14 protein-coding genes are annotated in these 13,983 nt (G+C 64.7%); 7 read left to right on the top strand and 7 right to left on the bottom strand.

From position 1 onward, the window contains the following. The gene (locus KW824_RS13950) at positions 1 to 885 is read right to left on the bottom strand and encodes a LysR family transcriptional regulator (protein ID WP_218410091.1); all 885 of its coding nucleotides are present in this window, start codon (positions 883 to 885) and stop codon (positions 1 to 3) included. Positions 886 to 1,010: 125 nt separating this feature from the next. Between KW824_RS13950 and KW824_RS13945 the strand changes: the two genes are divergently transcribed. Together KW824_RS13945 and KW824_RS13940 are read left to right on the top strand one after the other, a co-directional pair. Further along, complete coding sequence (locus tag KW824_RS13945) at positions 1,011 to 1,412, top strand: CidA/LrgA family protein (protein ID WP_163154671.1); 402 nt, start codon at positions 1,011 to 1,013, stop codon at positions 1,410 to 1,412. Then, a complete protein-coding gene (locus tag KW824_RS13940; RefSeq protein WP_218410090.1) occupies positions 1,405 to 2,094 on the top strand; it encodes an LrgB family protein in 690 nt (229 codons plus the stop codon). The genes KW824_RS13945 and KW824_RS13940 overlap by 8 nt, the downstream gene beginning before the upstream one ends. A gap of 67 nt (positions 2,095 to 2,161) precedes the next feature. Here the strand turns inward: KW824_RS13940 and KW824_RS13935 are convergent, their stop codons facing one another. Beyond that, entirely contained in the window at positions 2,162 to 4,630 is a 2,469-nt protein-coding gene (locus tag KW824_RS13935; RefSeq protein WP_218410089.1) for a bifunctional aspartate kinase/homoserine dehydrogenase II, read from the bottom strand. Beyond that, positions 4,630 to 5,808, bottom strand: a complete 1,179-nt coding sequence (gene metB, locus KW824_RS13930; protein ID WP_218410088.1) for a cystathionine gamma-synthase — start codon at positions 5,806 to 5,808, stop codon at positions 4,630 to 4,632. The genes KW824_RS13935 and metB overlap by 1 nt, the downstream gene beginning before the upstream one ends. A 223-nt stretch (positions 5,809 to 6,031) precedes the next feature. Between metB and metJ the strand changes: the two genes are divergently transcribed. The 3 genes from metJ to KW824_RS13915 all read left to right on the top strand — a co-directional run bounded on the left by metJ (position 6,032) and on the right by KW824_RS13915 (position 7,560). Then, positions 6,032 to 6,355, top strand: a complete 324-nt coding sequence (gene metJ, locus KW824_RS13925) for a met regulon transcriptional regulator MetJ (protein WP_005327165.1) — start codon at positions 6,032 to 6,034, stop codon at positions 6,353 to 6,355. A 35-nt stretch (positions 6,356 to 6,390) separates the two neighbouring features. Further along, positions 6,391 to 7,137 carry an AraC family transcriptional regulator gene (locus tag KW824_RS13920; protein WP_218410176.1) on the top strand — a complete coding sequence of 249 codons (747 nt, stop codon included), beginning with the start codon at positions 6,391 to 6,393 and terminating at the stop codon, positions 7,135 to 7,137. Between the two features lie 84 nt (positions 7,138 to 7,221). Further along, positions 7,222 to 7,560, top strand: a complete 339-nt coding sequence (locus KW824_RS13915) for a tRNA-binding protein (RefSeq protein ID WP_005327160.1) — start codon at positions 7,222 to 7,224, stop codon at positions 7,558 to 7,560. 72 nt (positions 7,561 to 7,632) lie between these two features. Here KW824_RS13915 and KW824_RS13910 read toward each other — a convergent pair whose 3' ends face one another. The 3 genes from KW824_RS13910 to nudE form a co-directional block, all read right to left on the bottom strand. After that, the gene (locus KW824_RS13910) at positions 7,633 to 8,898 is read right to left on the bottom strand and encodes an aromatic amino acid transport family protein (RefSeq protein WP_218410087.1); all 1,266 of its coding nucleotides are present in this window, start codon (positions 8,896 to 8,898) and stop codon (positions 7,633 to 7,635) included. 412 nt (positions 8,899 to 9,310) lie between these two features. Then, entirely contained in the window at positions 9,311 to 10,123 is an 813-nt protein-coding gene (gene cysQ / locus KW824_RS13905; protein WP_106885762.1) for a 3'(2'),5'-bisphosphate nucleotidase CysQ, read from the bottom strand. 41 nt (positions 10,124 to 10,164) lie between these two features. Then, positions 10,165 to 10,773, bottom strand: coding sequence for an ADP compounds hydrolase NudE (gene nudE / locus KW824_RS13900; RefSeq protein ID WP_005327154.1), 609 nt, complete (start codon positions 10,771 to 10,773; stop codon positions 10,165 to 10,167). Between the two features lie 146 nt (positions 10,774 to 10,919). Between nudE and yrfG the strand changes: the two genes are divergently transcribed. Then, positions 10,920 to 11,588, top strand: a complete 669-nt coding sequence (yrfG, locus tag KW824_RS13895) for a GMP/IMP nucleotidase (protein ID WP_218410086.1) — start codon at positions 10,920 to 10,922, stop codon at positions 11,586 to 11,588. Positions 11,589 to 11,689: 101 nt separating this feature from the next. On the opposite strand, the gene tyrS is transcribed toward yrfG, so the two are convergent. Beyond that, positions 11,690 to 12,958 (bottom strand): tyrosine--tRNA ligase, encoded by a 1,269-nt coding sequence (gene tyrS / locus KW824_RS13890; RefSeq protein ID WP_218410085.1) that lies wholly within the window; start codon positions 12,956 to 12,958, stop codon positions 11,690 to 11,692. A gap of 146 nt (positions 12,959 to 13,104) precedes the next feature. Here tyrS and KW824_RS13885 point away from each other — a divergent pair, with 146 nt between their 5' ends. Next, positions 13,105 to 13,938 carry a helix-turn-helix transcriptional regulator gene (locus KW824_RS13885; protein ID WP_218410084.1) on the top strand — a complete coding sequence of 278 codons (834 nt, stop codon included), beginning with the start codon at positions 13,105 to 13,107 and terminating at the stop codon, positions 13,936 to 13,938. The last annotated feature ends 45 nt before the right edge of the window (positions 13,939 to 13,983 follow it).

Here is a 13,983-nt window from a genome sequence, read left to right as displayed (position 1 = left end):
CTAGCCCCGCGCCCCCTGCTCTCGACACATGGCGAGCCAGGCCTCGGCAGTGCGGGAGAGGTAACGTTTCGCGGGCCAGATCACCCCGAGTCGCCAACTCAGCTCCGGCAACAGGGGACGCAACACCAGGCCGTCCGGCGTCAGTCGCCGACAGATGGGCTCGGGCAGGAAGGCAACCCCCATGCCGCTGCGCACCATGGCGGTGAGAAAATCCCACTGACTGCTGCGCGCCGCCACCTGGGGCACGAAGCCCGCCTGCTGACAGGCCTGCTCCAGCCGCTCGCTCAGGGTGAAGGCCTGGGTGTAGAGCAGGAAGGGCTCCTCCTGCAGATCCGCCAGCCGGATCTCGCTGCCCCCGCGCCAGCGGGGCAGGTCCGGCAGCACCACCTGTATGGGATAGCAGTCCAGCTCCAGCGCACTCAGTACCCCCTCTTCCCTGGTCGGCAGCATGGTGATGGCGAGATCCAGCTCCCCCTCCAGCACCGCCTGCTCGATGCGGCGCCCGCCGTACTCGACAATCGAGAGCTCCACCCTGGGATAGCGGCTGCGGTAGGCGCGGATGAGGTCCGCATAGACGTGGCCCACCATGGGGGGGATGCCGAGCGCCAGGCGCCCGTGCTGCAGGCTCTGCAGATCCGCAAGCTCCGCCTCCAGCTGCTGCATCTGGGCCAGGATCAGCTGGCCACGGGCAAACAGCACCTGGCCGCTGTCGGTCAGGGTGAAGCTGTGTCCCTCCCGATTGAGCAGGGGCTGGCCCAGCTCCTCCTCCATGTTGCGGATCATCTTGCTGATGGTGGGCTGGGTGACGAACAGCTTCTCGGAGGCGCGGGTGAAACTCTTCTCCCGCACCAGTTCGACAAAGTAACGCAGGGCTCGGATATCCATGGGACGCTCGTCTGGGGTGATCGCCAAATAATGCCAATTTGGCATATTTTTCATAATTTAAATTCATTTTTTGCAGGTTTGGCCCCCATTTATACTGTGACCAGGTTCACAGAAAGACGCCCATCATGAAAGCCTTCTGCCTTCGCTGGTTGCAAACCCCCTTCCAAATCGCCCTGCTGGCGGCCATCTGGCTGCTGGCCGACACCGCGGTACGCACCTTCCACCTGCCCCTGCCCGCCAACCTCACCGGCATGCTGTTGCTGCTGGTCTGCATCTTGCTCGGGGTGGTCAAGGCCCAGTGGTTCAGCGCCGGGGCTCGCTGGCTGTTGGCAGAGATGCTGTTGTTCTTCGTCCCCGCCGTGGTAGCCGTGGTCAACTATCAGGATCTGCTGCTGCAGGAGGGGTGGCGCATCATGCTGGTGCTGGTGACAAGCACTGTGCTGGTGCTCGGCACCACGGCCCTGGTGGTGGACAGGGTCTATCGCCTGGAGCTGAAGCTGGCCCGCCGGAGTCGCCGCCATGTCTGACACCCTGCTCGGCCTGCTCTGCTTCGCCCTCACCCTGCTGTTCTACTACGCCAGCAAGTGGCTCTATGGCAAGAAGCGCATCCTGCCCCTGATGCCGCTGCTGCTGGCCCCCGCCCTGCTGGTGGCCGTGGTGGTGCTGTTCAACATCCCCTATCAGGATTACATGGCCGAATCCCACTGGCTGCTCTGGCTGCTGGGCCCGGCCACCGTCGCCTTCGCGGTGCCGGTCTACGAGAACCGCGAGTTGATGCGCCGCCACTGGCTCTCCCTGTCGGTGGGGGTGATCGCCTCGGTGGTGATGGCGGTGGGCAGCACAGTGCTGCTGGCCCGCTGGCTGAACCTCTCCGAGCTGCTGCAGCGCAGCATGGCCATGCGATCCATCACCACCCCCTTCGCGGTGGAGGCGACCCGCTCGGTCGGTGGCAATGCCGATCTCACCGCCCTGTTCGTGGTGCTGACCGGGGTGATCGGCATGGCGGTGGGTGAGAGCGTGCTGACGGTGCTCGCCATCCGCAGCCGCCTCGGCAAGGGGGCAGGTTTCGGCGCCTCCGCCCATGGCGCGGGTACCGCCCGGGCCTATCAGATGGGCAACGAGGAGGGGGTGGTCTCCAGCATGGTGATGATGATAGCCGGCATGGCGACTGTGCTGCTCGCCCCCCTGCTGGGCAGGCTGTTCTGGTAAGGCATTGCGACCACCAACGAGAAGAGGCGCCCTTGGGCGCCTCTTCTTTGTATCATCCACCAGTCCCTTACAGGCTGGCGCAGATCTGCCACAGATCGTACTGAATGGCGGCGGCCGTCACCTCGCGCCCCGCCCCAGGCCCCTGAATGACCAGCGGATTGGTGCGATAGCTGTCGCTCTCGATGGCAAACACGTTGTCGCAGGGCAGGAGGTTCGCGAACGGATGGTGGGGCTCCAGGGTCTCCAGCCCGACGCGGGCCTTGCCGTCGTGCTCGAAGCGGGCGACGTAGCGCAGCACCTTGCCGACCCGGCGTGCCCCCTCGAACGCGGTCTGGATGGGATCATCCAGCTCCTTGAGCCTGTCCATGAACTGATCCGTGCTCACCTTGCGCAGGGAGACGGGCACCAGGTTCTCCAGCTCGATGTCGGCGGAGTCGAGCTCGAAGCCCGCCTCCCGCGCCAGGATGAGCAGCTTGCGGCGCACGTCCTGACCGGAGAGATCCTCCCGTGGATCCGGCTCGGTCAGACCGTGCTGCCAGGCCTCGTCCACCAGCTCGGAGAAGGGGCGGCTGCCGTCATACTGCTGGAACAGCCAGGAGAGGGTGCCGGAGAAGATGCCGGAGACTCCCTGGATGCGATCCCCGCTCTGGCGCAGCATCTGGATGCTGGACTGGATGGGCAACCCGGCCCCCACGGTAGCGTTGTAGCGCCACTGCACCTGATGATCGCGACAGCTCTGCTTGATGCGCTGGTAGAACTCGCTGTCGGCGGCGCCGGCAAACTTGTTGGCCGCGATGATGTGGCAACCGAGCTGGGCGAAGTCCGGGTAGTAGCGGCTCACCGTCTCGCTGGCGGTCATGTCCAGCGCAATCAGGGAGTCAAAACCGTGCTGCTCCAGCTGGGAGAGCAGCTCCGGCCAGATAAGCGGTCTTGGGTTGAAGTTGTCGCGCACCTTGAGGGGATCCAGCCCCTCTTCATCCAGCAGGCCTCCCTTGGAGTCGAACACCCCGTAGAGGGTGAGCGCCAGATTGAGCTCGTGCTCGAGCCGCGCCTTCTCCCGGGCGTAGAGCGCCAACCAGTGACCCCCTATGTTGCCCTTGCCGAACACCACCAGACCGACCCGGGTCGGGCGGCTGAACAGGGCGCTGTGCAGGGCGATGAGCAGGGGTTCCAGCACCACCTGGCGCAGCACGGCCACCAGGCTCAGGCCATCTCGGGCCACCTGCACGAACTCCAGGGGCTGATCCGCCAGCAGCTGGTAGAAGCGGTGACACTGCTCGGCGTTGTCGGTCACCCCTGCCCCCACCAGGGCCACCAGGCTGAACCCCTCCTTCTGGATCAGGCCAGTGAAGCTGCCCTGCAGCTGGAAGTCCCGCAGCACCTCGAAGGCCCCTTGTGCCACCTCCAGGGTGTAGGCCAGGCGCAGCACCCGCCGATCCGGCTGGCGCTGCAGGGTGAGCGGGTGGAGGCGATGGCGGGCCAGATGGGCCTCGATAGCCGCCACCGTCTGCTCATAACCTGTCTGGGGCAGCACCTTGAGCTCGATGAGGGCTATCTGATCCACCGAGGAGACGATGCGCGCCCCGCCGGAGCGCGGCGCCCGGCGCAGAATATGGGTGCAGCCCTCGTCCGGGTTGTAGCTGCAGCGCAGGGTGAGGCGCTGGCGGCTGTCGGCCACCGGCTGCAGGGTACGGGAATGGAGCACGGAGGAGCCGAGGCGGGCCAGCTCGTTGGCCTCCGCCAGGCTCAGGCGCTCCAGCAGACGCGCCTCCTTCACCCGGCGCGGATCGGCGCTGTAGACACCGGCCACGTCGCTCCAGATGGTGGTGGACTCCCCGTCCGCCAGGGCGGCCAACAGGCTGGCGCTGTAGTCGGAGCCGTTGCGGCCGAGCAGCAAGGAGCGCCCCTCCATGTCGGCGGCGATGAAGCCGGTCACCACTATGCGGCCGGGATGCTCCGCCAGGCGGGCCTTGAGCAGCTCGCTGGAGATGGCGGTATTGACCTTGACCAGGGCGCCATCCTCGGCGCGCAGGAAGCTGCGGGCGTCGAGCCAGATGGCCTTGTCGCCGCGGCTGCTGAGCAGGGCGGCCAGCAGGCGCGCCGACCACACCTCGCCAAAGGCCAGCAGGCCGTTGCGCGCGAAGCGATCAAACTGCCCTTCCAGGGTCTTGGCGATCTGCTGCATGTCGTCGGTCAGCTGCTGGCTCAAGTCGAGCAGCAACTCCCCCTCCAGCAGGCCGTCGATCAGGCTCTGCTGGTAGGCGTGCAGGGCAGTGATGGCTTCCCCTGCGGCCTCGTCACCCGCCTCGGCCAGCTCCACCAGCTGGATCAGCCGGTTGGTGGTCTTGCCGGCGGCGGAGACCACCACCAGTTCCCTGCCCCCGCCCTGCTGCTCGGCCTGTTGTTCGAGAATACTGGCGACCCGGCGATAGCAGACAGGATCCGCCAGACTGCTGCCGCCAAACTTGTGCACATGACGCCGCTTCAAGGCTCTCTCTGCCGCCACCGCACTCTCTCCTTGTTGTTGCTGTTCCATTACTTCACCTGTTCTGCCTGTTGTGCCAACTGCGCCTGTTCAAAGCCTTGAGCCAGATCGGCCACCAGGTCTTCACCGTGCTCTATGCCCACCGAGAGGCGCAGCAACTGGGCGCTGATGCCCGCCGCCTGCTGCGCCGCCGGGGTCATGGCCCTGTGGGTCATGCTGGCCGGATGGGCCACCAGACTCTCCACCCCGCCGAGGGATTCCGCCACCGAGAAGAGGCGCAGCGCCGCGAGGAAGGCGCGCAGCCCCGTCTCGTTGCAATCGAGTTCAAAACTTAGCATGGCGCCGAAGCCGGACTGTTGACGGCGCGCAATCTCGTGGCCCGGATGGCTCGGCAAGCTGGGGTGATAGATTTTTTTGACCAGCGGCTGCTGCTGCAGGAAGGCCAGGATCCTGTCCGTGTTCTCCTGATGGGCACGCAGGCGCGGCGCCAGGGTGCGCAGGCCACGCAGGGTGAGGTAGGAGTCGAAGGCACCGGAGGTGAGTCCCAGACAGTTGGCCCACCACACCAGAGACTCGGCCAGCTCGGCCTCCTTGGCGATCGCGACCCCGCCCACCACGTCGGAGTGGCCGTTGATGTACTTGGTGGTCGAATGCACCACCACGTCGGCCCCCAGCGAGAGCGGCTGTTGCAGCAGCGGGGAGAGGAAGGTGTTGTCCACCACCACCCTGGCACCCACCTCATGGGAGGTGGTGGCGATGGCGGCCACGTCCACCACCCGCAGCAGCGGGTTGGAGGGGGTCTCTACCCACACCAGGGCCGGCTGCTGCGCCAGGGCCTCGGCGAGCGCCGACTCGTCCCCCTGATCGACGAACTGCACCCTGTAATGGCCCTTGGCCGCCAGATACTCGAACAGGCGCCAGGTGCCGCCGTAGCAGTCGTGGGGGGCGATCAGCAGATCCCCCGCCTTGAGCAGGGCCGTGGTCACCAGGTGCACGGCTCCCATGCCGGTACCGGTCACCACGGCGCCAGCGCCCCCTTCCAGGGCCGCCAAGGCGTCCGCCAGATTGGTGCGGGTCGGGTTGCCTGAGCGGGCATAATCGTATTGACGGGGCTCGCCAAAGTCGGCAAAGGTGTAGTTGCTGGAGAGATAGATGGGGGGCACCACGGCACCGTGCTGTGTGTCTGTCTCAATCCCGGTGCGTACCGCCAGGGTGGCCTTGTGGGTCATGTCACTCTCCTTGATGTGTTGCCGGAGCCGGTCCGCCTCGTGGGTCGTCCTGCCCCGCTCTCATTTGCGCTGGCCGGAGTGCCGGCCCATGGTGCATCACACTACGCCACCTTAAAAAAGCCGTCAACACTTCTAGACGTCTAAATGGCTTTGCTGTTGGATTGCCATTGAATTCCTTAAGGGTTAAAATCCGCGCTCACGGCCAAACGAGAACAGGTGGAACATGGGTACAGAGTGGAACGGCGACTACGTCAGCCCCTACGCGGAGCACGGCAAGAAGAGCGAACAGGTCAAGAAGATTACCGTCTCGATCCCGCTCAAGGTGCTGAAGGTGTTGACCGATGAGCGCACCCGTCGCCAGGTGAACAACCTGCGTCATGCGACCAACAGCGAGCTGCTCTGTGAGGCCTTCCTGCACGCATTCACCGGTCAGCCGCTGCCCTGTGACGACGATCTGCGCAAGGACCATCCGGACAGCGTCCCCGCCGAGGCCCGCGCCATCATGGAGGCGCTCGGCAAAGAGATCGAAGATTTCGACGCCGAGTAATCCGGTGGCCCATGGCACATAATCCCCCCTCTTCGATGACGCGGCCCGGTGCCGCGTCATCCTTATCCGCCCCCTGCCCGTTCAGCCTGCGCCGCTACCAGAGCGACATCAGTAGCCACAGCCACGACTTCGCCCAGCTGGTGATCCCCCTGGATGGCCCCCTCGAGATCGAGGTGCAGGGCCAGGGACGCCGCCTCGCGCCTGGTTTTGCCTGCGTCATCGCCCCCGGTCTTCGCCACGACTACGCCGCCGACCCGGCGCTCTCCTTCCTGGTGCAGGAGAGCCACTGGCTGCCCGAGGCCCTTGGCGAACGCCCCTTCATCCCCCTGGACGAACCCCAGCGCCACTACCTCGCCTTCCTGCATCAGATGGTGCGCCAGGGTCGTCATGTAGCCGGCATGGAGCAGATCTGGCTGGGCCTCCTGGCCCAGGGTCAGGGCATGGGCCCCACCCTGGCCCCCCGCATGACAAGAGTGCAGCGCCATATCGAGGCCAACCTTGCGGCTGCACTGACCAATCAGCAGCTGGCCGCCATCGCCTGCCTCGGCCAGAGCCAGTTCAAGCACGCCTTTCGCCAGCAGTTCGGCATGAGCGCCTCCCACTACATCCGCGGGCGGCGCATGGCGCTGGCACGCACCCTGCTCGCCCAGACCGCCCTGCCCATCGGCGAGGTGGCTAGCCGCTGCGGCTATCAGGATCAGGGAGCCTTCGCCGAGCGTTTCCTGGCCGAGACGGACCTCACCCCCTCCCGCTGGCGCCAGCAAAACGGCCCGCAGCCATAACAGTCCGGCCCCTTGCCGAAGACAGGGGCTGTCGTTTCGAGGCATGCTGGGGTCAATGCAAGGTGTGTGAAAGGAGGAGCCAAGATGCAGACCATAAGCTGGCAGCAGTTCGAGATGGTGGAGCTGAGAGTGGGCACCCTGGTGCGGGTCGAGCCCTTCCCAGAGGCGCGCAAGCCCGCCTACAAGGTGTGGGCGGATTTCGGCCCCGAGCTGGGGGTGCGCAAGAGCAGCGCCCAGATAACGGATCTCTATCAGCCGGAGGATCTGGTGGGGCGCCAGATAGTCGCCGTGGTGAACTTCCCGGCCAAGCAGATAGGTCCCATCCAGTCGGAGTTTCTGCTGACCGGCTTCTACCGGGCCGATGGCGCCGTGGTGATGGCCATCCCGGAGCAGGCGGTGGAGAACGGCGCCAAGCTGGGCTGAGACACTGTGCCCCATGAAAGAGAAGAGGCGACCCCGGGGTCGCCTCTTCTCTTTTTAGCCATCGTGCCGCTGTTACTTCAGCAGGCTGAAGAGCAGGGCCGAGACCGAGAGCGAACCGGTCAGCAGGATGAAGCCGTTCACCCAGCCGTGACGGAAGCGGGACAGCGCCTCCACCTTGTAGATGGCCACCACCGGCATGATGAAGAGGATCATGGCGATGACGGGGCCGGAGAGAGTCTCCATCAGGCCGAGGATGCCGGGGTTGATGACAGCCGCCCCCCAGATGGCGAAGAACATCAGGGCGATGCCGAGCCGGTCCGCTTTGGCCAGCGACAGCCCTGTGGGCTTGGCAATCAGGCTTTTCAGGCTCTCCCGGGCGCCGAGGAAGTGGCCGAGGAAGGAGGAGCTGATGGCGATGAAGGCGATGAGCGGCCCCAAGGTCACTATCACAGGGTTGTCGGTGATGTTCGCGAGGTAGGAGAGCACGGAGACGTTCTGGGCCTTGGCCTCGGCCAGCTGGGCCGGAGAGAGGCTCAACACGCAGGAGAAGACGAAGAAGAGCACGAAGCCCACCAGCATGACGGTGGTGTTACGCAGGATCAGGCCGCTCTTTGCTTCAGCCTGCTCGCCATATTCCCGGCGCTGCACGTTGGCAAAGCCGGAGATGGCGGCAGCGTGGCTGAAGGCGAACACTGTGACCGGCAGCGCCAGCCAGACGGTGTTGAGGAAGCTGGCCCCCTCGAACGCGGTCACTTCCGGCCAGTGCCACTGGGGGATCAGATAGCAGGAGAGTGCCGCCAGAATGGCCGCCAACGGGTAGACCATGAAGGCGAAGGCCCGCAGCATCGCCTTCTCCCCCGCCATCATCACGGCGATCATGGCGAACACCAGCAGGCCGGAGAGCATCACCCGGTTCGGGGCATCCATGCCGAGCTGGTTGATCATGAAGCTCTCCACCGTGTTGGTGAGCCCGACGCCGTAGATGAGCAGGATCGGGAAGATGGAGAGGAAGTAGAGCGCCGAGATGAGGCGACCGGCCATCTTGCCGAAGTGTTCCTCGGCCACCTCGGTGAAGTCGGCGTGGGGGCGCGAAGAGGAGAGCACGAAGCGCGCCAGCCCGCGATGGGCCAGGAAGGTCATGGGGCCGGCCAGCACGGCGACGATGACGAGGGGCCAGATGCCCCCCAGACCCAGGTTGATGGGCAGGAACAGGATGCCGGCGCCAACGGCGGTGCCAAACAGGCTGATCACCCAGTGGGTATCGTGGCGGCGCCAGCCAGTGCGGGTGATGGATGGGGAACCAGATAGCTCCCGGGTGACCTCTACAGATGAACTCATTGATAAACCACTTATATATAGTATTAAAATCTAAAAATATTGTGCTCCTTTAGCATTTAATTCTCAAAAAACGGCATTGGCAGATCTCACTGGCAAAGCCAGGTTCAGCCAGTGAGATTGGGCGGAATTTCCAGTCCGTCCTGTTCGGTTAAACCTTTAAACAGCGAATTAGGCGAAATATAAAACCAAAATATAACCACTGGTCGATTTTTTATTTCGACCAATGCGCAGTTTTCAGAATTACCTGAAAATAGATGCCAGCACTTTGGGTTTGATTGTGATGATCCACTACAGCAATCCATTTAAGTAGCGAATACACCTGAATATGCCGTGGCAAGCCAGCGGATCACACCAAGCAATCAGGCGACCACGAGGCCGCCTGATTGGGTGAGCTGGCTACATTTCAACCGGCTCAGTGAGTCAGGATCTTGCCCCAGGCGAGATCCGGATCCCCCATCACGATGAAGTCAGGGTTCTCCAGCGACTCCGTTTCGTTGTAGCTGAGCGGCTGCAACGCCAGGCTGAGGATGCGCCCCCCCGCCGCCTCGACGATGCACTGGGCGGCGGCGGTGTCCCACTCGCCGGTGGGGCCGAGCCGCACATAGCAGTCTGCCGCCCCTTCCGCCACCAGGCAGGACTTGAGGGAGCTGGAGCCAAGCGGGATCAGCTCGTAGTTGATGGCCGGGTTGAGGCGGCGGGTGAGGTTCTCCAGCTTCTGGCGGCGGCTGATGGCCACCACCAGGGAGTCCGGCTGGTCGTGCTCGTGGTGCATGGCACTGATGGGATGCACCTCGCCATTTACCTCCTTGAAGGCGCCGTGGCCGCGTACCGCCCAGTAGAGCACATCGGCCTCGGGGGCATAGATGACCCCGAGCACGGGGACATTGTCCCGCACCAGGGCGATCAGGGTGGCGAAATCACCGCTGCCGGCGATGAACTCGCCGGTGCCGTCGAGGGGGTCCACCAGCCAGTATTGCCGCCAGTTGGCACGCTGGCTGAAGGGAACATCGGCCGCCTCTTCGGTCAGCACGGGCACATGGGGGGTGAGCGCCGACAGCGCCTGCTTGAGGTAGGCATCGGCAGCAAGATCGGCACTGGTGACCGGGGTCGCATCCTCCTTCAGCTGACGCTCGAACTGACCGCCGTGATAGATTTCGTGAAGGATCCGTCCCGCTTCGCGGGCTATCTCCTTGACCCCAGGTATCCAGGCCAACAACTCCTGCATCTTGTTATCCTCTGTTTTTATTACCTTTACCCACGCTTGGGCTAGCTTTCCTGCTCCGCCAGCCATTTGCTGGCCAGCAGCAGGGCACTGATGCTGCGCGACTCGGTGAAGTCGGGTCGCGCCAGCAATTCGTCGATGCGATTGAGGGGCCAGGGGATCACCTCGAGGGGCTCGGGCTCGTCACCCACCCGCTGCTCGGGGTAGAGATCCCGTGCCAGCAGTATGTCCATCCGGCTGGAAAAATAGCCGGGGGCCAGGGAGACCTGCTTGAGAGGGATCAGATCACGGGCCCCGAAGCCCGCCTCCTCCATCAACTCCCGGTTGCCCGCCTCGAAGGCATCTTCGCCCGGATCGATCAGCCCCTTGGGGAAGCCCAGCTCGTAGGAGTGAGTGCCCGCCGCGTATTCGCGCACCAGCAGCAAGGTGTGGGCATCGAACAGGGGCACCACCATGACGGCACCCCGGTTGCCGCCGCGCATCCGCTCGTAGACCCGCTCCTCCCCGTTGCTGAATTTCAGATGCAGGGATTCCACCTTGAACAACCGGCTCTCGGCCACCAGCTCGGCCTTGATGATCTCCGGCTTGCGCTTGTCGTGGGCCATGGCCTCGACGCGGACGTGTTCGGGTTTGCACTTGTGGGGGTCACTCATCTGGGCTGACTGCTCGTTAAAAAAGAGTGCTTCAAGAGTAAACGACTCCCCGAGGGAACACCACGGGGCAAGGGCCGGAAAGGTGCCTGAAAAATCCGTTATAATGCGCCCCGTTTTCCCCACCCCGTCCGACACAAAGAGGCCCCATGCCCACCCCACTGCCCTGGCACCAGATAGACACAGTTCTGCTCGACATGGATGGCACCCTGATCGACCTTCATTTTGACAGCCACCTCTGGCAGCAGCTGGTGCCCGAACGCTACGCCGCGCGCCTCGGCCTGCCGCTGGCCGACGCCAAGGCGCAGATCGATGCTCACTATCAGGCCGTCAGCGGCACCCTCGACTGGTACTGCGTCGATTACTGGAGCCGGACCCTCGGGCTCGACATCCGCGCCCTCAAGCAGGAGATACTGGACAAGATCCAGTGGCGGCCCCACGTCATCCCCTTCCTGGCCGCCCTGCGGGCGGCGGGCAAGCAGCTGGTGCTCTTCACCAATGCCCACCCCGCCAGCCTGTCGGTCAAGGATGCGCGCCTCGGTCTCGCCAGCCACCTGGATCTCATGGTGAGCACCCATGAGCTCGGCTGGTCGAAGGAGAGCCAACACTGCTGGCAGGCGCTGGCAGAACGGCTGGCATTCGATCCGGCCCGCACCCTGTTCGTCGATGACAGCGAACGGATCCTGCGTGCCGCCGCCGACTACGGCATCGGTTATCAGCTCGCCATCCAGAACCCGGACAGTCGCCAGCCCGAGCAACACATTACCGCCTTCCCGGCGATCCGCGACTACGCCGAGTTATTGCCGCTGGCCGTGTGAATAGGCATTTTGCGCATCAATGGGGAAGCCACAGACCCCATGAGCAAGCGGATAAACAAAAGGACTGCCCGGGCAGTCCTTTCTCATTGATGTCGGGCGCGCTAGCCCGCCCACTCCACCAGCCGGTACTGCTTCTTGCCCCGGCGCAGCAGCAGGTAGCGGCCAAACAGCCGATCCACTGCACTTAGCCGTTCATCCTGTCTTATGGCGCCGTTGAGGCTGATGGCGCCCGCCGCCAGCAACTCCCGGGCAACCCGCTTCGAACTCGCCAGGCCGCTCTCCACCAGCAGGGTCACCAGATCCGTTTCCCCCTCGATATGGCAACTCGGCATACCATCCTGCGCCAGCTGGGCGAGATCGCTTTCGCCGAGGCTGGCCACGTCGCCGCTGAACAACAGCTCGCCGATGCGCCGCGCCGCCGCCAGTGCCCCCTTGCCGTGCACCAGTTCGGTCAGCTCGTCCGCCAGCACCTGCTGGGCCTGCTTGCGTCCCTGCCGACCCGCATCTTCGACTTCCAGCTCCCTGATGGCCGCCAGCGGCATAAAGCTGTAGTAGCGCAGGAAGCGGTAGACATCCTCGTCCGCGGTGCCGAGCCAGAACTGATGGAAGGCATAGGGCGAGGTGAGCGCCGGATCCAGCCAGATGGCGCCCCCTTCCGTCTTTCCGAACTTGGTGCCGTCCGCCTTGGTGATGAGGGGCAGCGTCATGCCATAAACCTGGGCCTGATGCAGCCGGCGCGTGAGATCCATGCCGCTGGTGATGTTGCCCCATTGATCGTTGCCGCCGATCTGCAGGGTGCAGCCGAGACGCTGGTTGAGCACGGCGAAGTCCTGGGATTGCAGCAGGGCGTAGGAGAACTCGGTAAAAGAGATCCCTTGATCCGGGCGGGCCAGCCGCTGGCGCACCGATTCCCGCGCCAGCATGGCGTTGACCGAGAAGTGCTTGCCGATGTCCCGCAGAAAATCGAGGGCGGACATCTGCCCCATCCAGTCGGCGTTGTTGACCAGCACAGGGGCCGCCAGCCCCTCGCTCGCGGGCAGCAGCGCCCGGATCTGGGCGGACAGGCTGACCACCCAGCCCTGCACGGTTTCGCTGCTGTTGAGGCTGCGCTCGGTCGCCTTGAAGCTGGGATCGCCGATGAGGCCGGTGGCGCCCCCCACCAGGGCCACTGGGGTGTGACCCGCCAGCTGGAAGCGGCGCAGCATCAAGAGCGGCACCAGATGACCTATGTGCAGGCTGCTGGCAGTGGGATCGAAGCCGCAGTAGAGGATGCGCGCCTGGGCGAGGTGGGAAGCCAGGGCCGCCGGGTCGGACATCTGGGCCACCAGGCCGCGCTCGGTAAGATCGGTGAGCAAATGGGGGTCGATCATGGGGTCTCCAACAGCAGGGGAAAGTCGCCATACTCGCCCCTATGGCTCGGGGCGGATATGTCCCCTAGGGGACAGTTTTGCCACTCTCGTGCTAGCATCCCGCCCATATCGGGGAGCTTGTCCCCCGCCATCCGGAGCCCGTCGCCATGAGCCAGCCCCTCGCCACAGACTCGCTGACCCAGAGCCTGACCGCCGTCGTCGATGTCCTGCACAGCCCGGCCTTTGCGGCGGCCCTGATGCGCCTCATCCAGCAGCAGGTGGCGTTCGACTGCGCCCTGCTGCTCGGGGTGGGGCAGCGCCCGATCTACCTCCATGACAACCTGAGCCACCAGCGGGCCCTGCTGTTTGATCGCTATCTCACCAGCCACTTCAGCCAGGATCCCTTTATGCAGGCGCTTCAGGACGGCCTCCCCGCCGGGGTCTGGACCCTGGCGCAGGTGTCTAAGGGGCGGCTGGATCCCGAATACCGCCACCACTTCTATCAGGCCACCGGCTGGCAGGAGGAGGTGGGGCTGATCCTGCCGGTGCGTGACGGGTTCACCCTGATGCTGTTTCTGGGTCGTCTCGACAAGCGCCAAGCCCTGCGCCCGGACGAGCGGGCCAGGCTAGAGGCCTTGTTCCCTCTGGTGCATTCCCTGTGTCGCCAGCAGTGGCGGGAGGCGGTACCACTGCTGGCCCAGAACCCGGCCCGGCCAGATGGTGCAGATCTGAAGACGACGGTGGAGCAGGCCATCGCCAGCGTGGGGGGTGAGAGCCTCACCCACCGGGAGCGGCAGGTGGCGAGTCTGCTACTGCAGGGGCTGGACACCGAGGGGATCGCCGCCGAACTCGGCATCGGCTGCGGCACCGTGAAGAATCACCGCAAGCACCTCTACGGCAAGCTGCGGCTCGGCTCACGCGCCGAGCTGTTCAGCTTCTTCCTGAATCACCTCATCACCACGCCCTTGAGCCCCCTCCCACCAGATGAACCCGCCCCATAACGACAACACCCCGCCGGAGCGGGGTGTTGTCTGTCAAGGGCCATG

The organism is Aeromonas sp. sif0611, from assembly GCF_019218845.1.
GTDB lineage: Bacteria > Pseudomonadota > Gammaproteobacteria > Enterobacterales > Aeromonadaceae > Aeromonas > Aeromonas media.
The sequence above is the reverse complement of the archived record's forward strand: the minus strand, read 5'-3'. Positions and strand labels throughout refer to the sequence as shown.

Coding starts and splice junctions, on each gene's coding strand:
- KW824_RS13940 (WP_218410090.1), top strand. CDS start 1,405: ATGTCTGACACCCTGCTCGGCCTGCTCTGCTTCGCCCTCACCCTGCTG.
- KW824_RS13885 (WP_218410084.1), top strand. CDS start 13,105: ATGAGCCAGCCCCTCGCCACAGACTCGCTGACCCAGAGCCTGACCGCC.
- tyrS (WP_218410085.1), bottom strand. CDS start 12,958: ATGATCGACCCCCATTTGCTCACCGATCTTACCGAGCGCGGCCTGGTG.
- KW824_RS13950 (WP_218410091.1), bottom strand. CDS start 885: ATGGATATCCGAGCCCTGCGTTACTTTGTCGAACTGGTGCGGGAGAAG.
- yrfG (WP_218410086.1), top strand. CDS start 10,920: ATGCCCACCCCACTGCCCTGGCACCAGATAGACACAGTTCTGCTCGAC.
- metJ (WP_005327165.1), top strand. CDS start 6,032: ATGGGTACAGAGTGGAACGGCGACTACGTCAGCCCCTACGCGGAGCAC.
- nudE (WP_005327154.1), bottom strand. CDS start 10,773: ATGAGTGACCCCCACAAGTGCAAACCCGAACACGTCCGCGTCGAGGCC.
- KW824_RS13915 (WP_005327160.1), top strand. CDS start 7,222: ATGCAGACCATAAGCTGGCAGCAGTTCGAGATGGTGGAGCTGAGAGTG.
- metB (WP_218410088.1), bottom strand. CDS start 5,808: ATGACCCACAAGGCCACCCTGGCGGTACGCACCGGGATTGAGACAGAC.
- KW824_RS13920 (WP_218410176.1), top strand. CDS start 6,391: ATGACGCGGCCCGGTGCCGCGTCATCCTTATCCGCCCCCTGCCCGTTC.
- KW824_RS13910 (WP_218410087.1), bottom strand. CDS start 8,898: ATGAGTTCATCTGTAGAGGTCACCCGGGAGCTATCTGGTTCCCCATCC.
- KW824_RS13945 (WP_163154671.1), top strand. CDS start 1,011: ATGAAAGCCTTCTGCCTTCGCTGGTTGCAAACCCCCTTCCAAATCGCC.
- KW824_RS13935 (WP_218410089.1), bottom strand. CDS start 4,630: ATGGAACAGCAACAACAAGGAGAGAGTGCGGTGGCGGCAGAGAGAGCC.
- cysQ (WP_106885762.1), bottom strand. CDS start 10,123: ATGCAGGAGTTGTTGGCCTGGATACCTGGGGTCAAGGAGATAGCCCGC.